Below are 7475 nucleotides of genomic sequence, written 5' to 3' on the forward strand. Positions count from 1 at the left end.
GTGTACATCGAAATACGGCTTATCAGGCGTTAAAAGATGCTTGCGATGACTTGTTTGCAAGACAATTCAGTTATCAGAGTCTTAGTGAAAAAGGTAACACTATTAATCACAAATCAAGATGGGTGAGCGAGGTGGCTTATATTGATAATGAAGCTGTCGTTAGACTTATTTTTGCCCCTGCTATTGTGCCTTTAATTACTAGGTTAGAAGAACAATTTACAAAGTATGAAATACAACAAATAAGTAATTTAACAAGTGCTTATGCTGTTCGTTTATATGAAATATTGATTGCATGGCGTAGTACTGGAAAAACGCCTCTCATAACTATGTATGATTTTAGACAAAAAATAGGTGTACTCGAGACTGAATACAAACGAATGTATGATTTTAAAAAATATGTTTTAGACATTGCATTAAAACAAGTAAATGAACATACCGATATTATTGTCAAAGTTGAACAGCATAAAACAGGTAGATCTATTACTGGTTTTTCATTTAGCTTTAAACAGAAAAAATCAGCCACGCATTCAGTCGAATCTAAAAGAGATCCGAATACATTAGACCTCTTTTCAAAAATAACAGATAAACAACGCCATCTATTCGCCAACAAGCTCTCAGAGCTTCCTGAGATGAGTAAATATTCACAAGGCACAGAAAGCTATCAGCAGTTTGCTGTACGTATAGCTGCCATGCTGCAAGATGCAGAGAAATTTAAGGAATTACTTCCTTTACTCAGAAAATTAGGATTTCAATGACATTGTTAATTGAAATTGTTAAGTTAACAGTCAGGTATTAACACAAGTTGAAAACTGGTTTACATAATGAAAAAACTGTCAGTTTCAGAGTTAGCTAAGCTTTATGGATATTCAAGACAAGCCATATATGCACATATAAACAAAGGAAATTTATCTAAAGGATCTGATGGATTAATTGACTTTTCAGAGGCCCTAAGAGTTTTTGGGGAACCACAAAAAAAAGAGGATACAGTCAATCAAAGTCAATCAATTAACAGTCAAAACTTGACAGAAGTTGACTTACTAAAACGTCAAGTTGACATACTGGAAAAACAATTAAATCAGGCAATACAGAGAGAAAATCAATCTTTAGAACGTGAATCGTTTTATCAAGAACAGATTGAAGCTATGCAGCGCTTACTAGAAGCACCAAAAGCCAATATGACTACCTTTACCGATCAGAGCTTTAAACAGGATATAGCAACGGATCCTCGGTCGGAACTAGCAACGAACTATGACGAATTGACTACTCCTCAGCAAGACAATAAGCGTATTCCTATCCCGGAGCATGTTGAACCAGAACAGAAGAAGAGAGGCTTCCTAAGCCGCTTTTTCCTTCCATATGGTTAGCCAAGACTCCAGTTTTTTGAAGAGCCAATTTCAGTGCAAGCACTTGAAATAATGACTCCTCAAAAAACCGGATGATGTTTATTAAAACTGAATAAAACCGTGGAACATCGCTCAATTAGTGATCGTGGAACATGAATAATCAATAAAAAGCCGTTCTGGTGCCCTATACTCCAGAACGGCTTACGTTAATATAATGATATTTAAAGAGAAATATCAAGCATTTCGTATAAGAAATTTTATGTTAAATGATTGTTAGAAATGCCCCTTGATCGAGGCATTTTCTATAAAGAATACTAAAAACTAATTAAAGCCAACCAAGTTTCAAAACAAGGCAGTTCTCAGCAATCATATTTTTAAATTATATAACTCCCAACTGAGCTTTTGCTCCAACGATAAGGCTTTCATTTTGAGTTTCTAAGGCAAATAAACCATACATCAAAGGAGAGGCCGCTGCTCTTTCTAAAGTCTGTTCATATAGTTTATTCCAAACTTTACCCCCTAGTTTTTCATACTCGATGATTAGAGTTTTGAGGCTTTCTTCTCCAAACAAAGTTACATGCCCAGCAAAATCAATCGCTGGGTCATCTATATGGGCTGTTGACCAATCAATAACGCCTGAAACAGCTCCATCCTTTGAAGCTAGTACATGCCCAGCATATAAATCGCCATGTATAAATTGGGTGAAATCTGCCCATAGAACATCATTATCCAACCATTTTCTGTAGCGGGTTTCCAATTGCTCACTTATACCAATTTCAGATTTTACTAACTGCAAATTGTTTGCTATTTCAGGTCTTAAATCTGAAGGTTTCATAATTTTCAAATCATTTTCCCGAACTTCTTTTTCAGGAATACTATGGATTTCAAATAAGGTTTTTGCCAAAGATGTTATGTATTTCGGGCTATCTTTGTCCATATTCCAAATTATTTCATAGGTTTCAGCATCCAAATTTAAAACAGGATTATCTTTAAGTATGGGATAAGCCACTAATTCTGTAGATGAAATTCTCCAATCAGGAACCTCTACAGAAAGATGTTTTTTTACCAATTCTAAAATGCGTTTTTCTTTCTTGATTTGTTCCCTCATGCCATCACGACGAGGAATACGCAGCAACCATTGTTGCCCCTTTGTATCAAGAGCAAAAACGACCTTAAAATCAATGCCCATTTCATTGAAATTCATTTTGTCCGTAAGCAACAAGCCGTGTGCTTCAGCAAGTGATTGAATATCTTGAATTGTCATTTTTAATTTCCTTTAAAGAGTTCAATAATTAATGTTCGGATTAGATTGGCTATCATTAACAATCTCTCTCAAAAGTCTTGATGATTTTGTGGTCTTTGATCTCGTAGATAATGTCAGCAATATTATCGACCAATTGCTTGTCATGAGATACGAAGATAATAGTTCCTGCATAGGACTTCATCATTGTTTCTAATGCGGCAATACTTTTTAGGTCAAGATAGTTTCCTGGTTCATCCATAAGCAAAATATTATATTTTCCTAAAAGCATTTTGGATAAAAGCAGTTTGATGATTTCACCTCCCGATAAGTCGGATAAGTTTTTTTGAATATCATTCGCTCCGATCCCCATTGAAGCCAATACTGCACGAATTTCCGCAACTGTGTACTCGCACTCTTCCTGCATAAAGGAGAGCACAGATTTATGCGTGTTAAATTTATATCCTGTTTGTGTAAAGTAGCCAATTTCAGCTTTTGGAGATATGGTTAATCCATCAGCACGTTCTGATATCATTTTTAACAAGGACGTTTTCCCTGTTCCATTCGATCCAGTTATAGCGACTTTAGCGCCAAGCGGTATTATAAAGTTAGCGTCATCAAAGATAGTACGGCTACCAAATTTTAAGCTCAGACCATCTGCCGTAATCGGGAACTTATTGTGCAGTTCTAGGGCTGAACTTTGACGAAAACGAATAGAACGCAAATGCTCTGGTGCTTGAATATCTTCTAATGCAGCCAAACGCTTTTCCATACTCTTAGCTGCCTGATACAGTTTTCTTTGCTTGGTGCCAGTCATTTTTGCATGCCCAAGTCGTCCAGCACTTTCGGTAGAGTTTTTGGATTTTTCTCCTTTTTTCTTATTGTCTAATCGATTAGCTTGCTGGCGTTTTTCTTGCACAGCAGATTCTAATCGCTCCCGTTCCTTCATCATCAGCTCATATTCTACGGCTTGGTGTTGTCGCTCTTCTTCTTTTTGACGCAAGTAATCCGAGTAACCACCCCAATATTCCGTAATTTTACCGTCTTTTAACTCCCATATCTTGTCTACAACCATATCAAGAAAATATCGGTCATGACTGATAACAAGTAATGCTCCATCAAATGCTTTAAGTTGACCAATAAGTAGATCTATTCCATTGAGATCAAGGTGGCTGGTTGGTTCATCCGCTAGAATGCCATGTACTTGTTGGGAAAATGCGGCAGCAATTTTTGCACGAGTTTCCTCTCCGCCACTCATTGTGTCGTTTTGTACATTGGAAACACCAAGGCGAGATAACATTGCCCGGTCTTCGACCGTTTCTATTTCGATTCCGCCCAGTTGGCTGATATGTGCAAAATCACCAAAACGCTGTAATGTCGCTTCGGCTAAAACAATTTCGCCATTAAGTACTTTGAGTAAACTACTCTTTCCTGCTCCGTTATCACCCACAAGACCAATACGGTCATAAGAGTGAATTTCCAATTCATCAATATCCAAAACATCACGCCCAGCATAATCCAAGCGTATGTTTCTCGCTTTAATAATTAAACTCATTTTTATTTACTCCTGTTTAGCTCTTGAAATTTTTTATGCAGCAAACAGGATTTAGGTGAAAACAAAAGCTAGCATCACAGTGTCCTCCCAAAAAAAAAGCTATTCATCCACAGGGTGGACAAATAGCTAGTCAATTAAGTTATAACTGGAAACTATGCACTAAAAGCATACTTATAAATTAAGCATACTTTTACTTTATATATCCGCATATATTCTTAAAGACACAACAAAAGCCCACCATTATAAAATAGTGTCACTATGCAAATAGTTGTGTCTTAACGAATGCGGATAGAATGCATAAACTTACCTAAAAAATAAAATTCAGTTTTATGATAACTTTACTGTTAAAAGAAGTCTAGACAACCTGAGGGATCCCCACAAAATTTCCATTCATACAATCAGCTATCAGCCTGTTTGATTACTGCCCAGTCCCACTGAACCACCCACTGTAGTATTTGTTTAAGTCCCTGCTGATAATATTGCCTGCGTATTCGCTGTTTGGGTTCTTTGCAAAGTAATATCCCAAGGAAATTCAGGGCCAATACCCGCCTATTTTTAACGGTGTTAGCTTGATAACGCAGGTGCAAACCCGCTTTCTCCGCTGCGCTACCTAGCAGGTAATGAAACCAATTAACCAATGCGGCCAGTAGTAGCAGTATCTCTAAGCGAGATTTCTTCTTGGTACCATGCAAATCGCTACCCAGGCCATAGCGGTGACTTTTCTGATCACGGAAGCTTTCTTCAATTTGCATTCGGCTACTGTAGCACTTAGCAATTTTATCCGCATACCCATGGCAGTCAGCTAAGGATGACACCAACAACCATGGTTCCTTATACGTCTTATTTTTATCGCGTTTCAATAGCTTATAACCTTTGCCAACCAGGACGGCCTGCGTTTCATAGTGTTGTGTTTGGGCAAGCATGATTTTTCCTACACTTTTTGGATCCTTCTTCGCTTGCCGATAAAGCTGATTAACACTGATAAACTTGTCCTGCTCTGCCAATTTAAGCTTCACATTGCCTCGAACTCTAGCTACATAATGCCATCCCAGCTTACGCACTTGTTTCAGCCATGGAACTTTAAACCCCGCGTCAGTGACAATTACGGGCTTACAGTCCTTGGGTAGCATGGCTTTAAGCTGCTTTAAAAACGCCCCGTGTAGGTGTGGGCAGGTATAATCTTGGGTATAGGAAGTATAAACCACCTTTTTGCTCCTCATCCGAAGTATCTTACCTGAAATTCCCTCACTCGTTTACCGCTCAAGCCCCAATTTTAACTGCCGGTCCAGCCTAAACCGCTCTAATAAGGTTCGATTTGGCGGTAAAATCTCTAGCCTGATAGCTCGAGAGATACAAACTGCCCCACCGCCCCGTTTAAAAGTTGGCAGTGTTGAGCAGTGTTGGATTTGGGGTCGTCAGTCAAAGAGACGACTCTGTGATGGATCGAACAGGCTGGGAGTCAGTGGCGGCGCTCGTTCTGGTGGCAGCTCACGCTGCTTGGCGGCATTCGCCTTGGCTGTTTTCTGTTTCAGATGCTTGAGAATCTGCTCAATGACCTTCGGATCTTCGATGCTGGCAATCACTTTGACGTGACCGCCGCAGTGTTCGCAGACTTCAATATCAATATTGAAGACTCGCTTGAGGCGTTGCATCCAGGTCATGGCGCGGTGGCGCTCTGCAGGACTCTTGTCACGCCAGTTAGTATCGAGACCTTCCGATTTGTCGGGCTTCTTGCCCCGCTTGGCGGGTGTTACTTGAACTCGGTGTTTGCTGTTCGGTGCAAAGACGCCGTGGAAGCGTGTGAGGTTGACTCGCGGCTTAGGTACCAACGCAGCGAGTTTGGCGATGAAGTCCAGCGGCTCGAAGATCACATGGGTGGTGCCATTGCGGTACGGAGTTTTGAGCTCGTAACGCACCTGCCCATTGGCGGTTAATGCCAGACGTTTTTCTGAAACCGCTGGCCGACTAATGTAGCGACACAAGCGCTCAAGCTTATCCCGCTGATGCGCTTCGGCCATCACACCGGCGTGTAGCGAGAAACCAGCATGGTTGGCTACTCGACTGCTTGAGTCGGCTTTATCCTCACGCCCTGGCAAGGTTTGCAGGGTGAAGACTTTGCGCCCTTGCTGGGGGCCGACGGCAATGCGATACGTAACCGAAGCACCATGTAATTGAGTCAGCGTATCGTCTTCGCCCTCTTCCAGTGTCAACCACGTATTCTCGGCATCACGCTCCAAAATCCCACGCTTTTCCATGCAGCGAGCGATGCGATGGCTGAGGGTGTGAGCGAGCGTATTCAGCTCATCGTAAGTGGGTGCCTTGACACGATGGAAGCGTTGCTTGCCATAGTCATCTTCGGCATAGACACCATCGAGAAACAGCATGTGGTAGTGGACATTGAGATTTAGCGCGGAGCCAAAGCGTTGGATAAGAGTCACTGAGCCAGTTTGTGCAGAGGCTTTGGTGTAACCGGCTTTTTTGATCAGATGAGTTGAGAGTGTACGATAGACGATACTCAAGACCTGGCCCATCAGCTGGGGATGGCGAGCCAGCAAAAAGCGTAGCTGGAAAGGAAAGCTGAGCACCCACTGGCGAATGGGCTCCTTGGGGAAGACTTCGTCTATCAGCAGCGCCGCACTCTCGGCCATCCGGCGGGCACCGCAGCTAGGGCAAAAGCCGCGTCGTTTACAGCTGAAGGCGACCAGACGCTCGTGATGACAATCCTCGCAGCGAACCCGCATGAAACCATACTCCAGACGGCCACATTGGAGGAGGTCGTTGAATTCTTGTTGGATGTAGCGAGGCAGGTGTTGACCTTGGGCTTCGAGTGAGGCTTTGAAGGCTGGGTAGTGCTGCTCAACCAGCTGGTAGAGCAGCGTCTGGTCGGGTTGGTGGCGTTCGTAACCGTTTGTTTGAGTGGGCGATTGACTCGCCGTGGCGTTCCTTGCCAGCGACATGGGTATCCTCCGCTGATACTGTGGTTATGTACAGTATCAGCGGCTTGCGTTCAGACGTCCAGTCTGGCCCTAGACATCGCTAAATGCTTAACCCGCAATAGCCCTCACGAGTTGTTATCAGCCACTACCGGTTGAGCGAGAAGGTTTTGGGTTCAGGGTGCTATTGCTCCACCAATCACAATACTGAAGCCCCAACTGTTATCAGTTGGGGCTTTTTCTTGTCTGTTTGCGGCGGTTGCGTTTTATCGGTAGTCGTCGAGCTCTGCACCATCCCACATAAGAGCTTAACGGTGCGATCTTCAACGCCATCACACAAAACTTTCTTTTTCACGCACAGTCAACTTATTGGATGTTTTATTAACAACCCAAAAGGAGATATT

General features: G+C 42.2%; 5 protein-coding genes and 1 pseudogene. 2 read left to right on the plus strand and 4 right to left on the minus strand.

What is annotated here, in order from left to right:
- A partial coding sequence (repM, locus tag ACOI7Z_RS26455; RefSeq protein WP_052799137.1) for a replication initiation protein RepM occupies positions 1–755 on the plus strand: 755 nt, incomplete at its 5' end.
- 66 nt (positions 756–821) lie between these two features.
- Complete coding sequence (locus ACOI7Z_RS26460) at positions 822–1364, plus strand: plasmid replication DNA-binding protein (protein WP_004896925.1); 543 nt, start codon at positions 822–824, stop codon at positions 1362–1364.
- A gap of 358 nt (positions 1365–1722) precedes the next feature.
- Here the strand turns inward: ACOI7Z_RS26460 and ACOI7Z_RS26465 are convergent, their stop codons facing one another.
- The 4 genes and pseudogenes from ACOI7Z_RS26465 to ACOI7Z_RS26480 form a co-directional block, all read right to left on the minus strand.
- Positions 1723–2607, minus strand: a complete 885-nt coding sequence (locus ACOI7Z_RS26465) for an Mph(E) family macrolide 2'-phosphotransferase (protein ID WP_000155092.1) — start codon at positions 2605–2607, stop codon at positions 1723–1725.
- A gap of 55 nt (positions 2608–2662) precedes the next feature.
- Complete coding sequence (gene msr(E) / locus ACOI7Z_RS26470) at positions 2663–4138, minus strand: ABC-F type ribosomal protection protein Msr(E) (protein WP_000052512.1); 1476 nt, start codon at positions 4136–4138, stop codon at positions 2663–2665.
- A 398-nt stretch (positions 4139–4536) separates the two neighbouring features.
- A pseudogene (locus ACOI7Z_RS26475) lies at positions 4537–5322 on the minus strand (IS4-like element ISEc29 family transposase); the annotation flags it as partial.
- 231 nt (positions 5323–5553) lie between these two features.
- Positions 5554–7095, minus strand: a complete 1542-nt coding sequence (locus ACOI7Z_RS26480) for an IS91-like element ISCR1 family transposase (RefSeq protein ID WP_000050481.1) — start codon at positions 7093–7095, stop codon at positions 5554–5556.
- Positions 7096–7475 lie beyond the last annotated feature (380 nt).

The sequence above is a fragment of the Klebsiella sp. C283 genome (assembly GCF_048822555.1).
Classification (GTDB): domain Bacteria; phylum Pseudomonadota; class Gammaproteobacteria; order Enterobacterales; family Enterobacteriaceae; genus Klebsiella; species Klebsiella quasipneumoniae.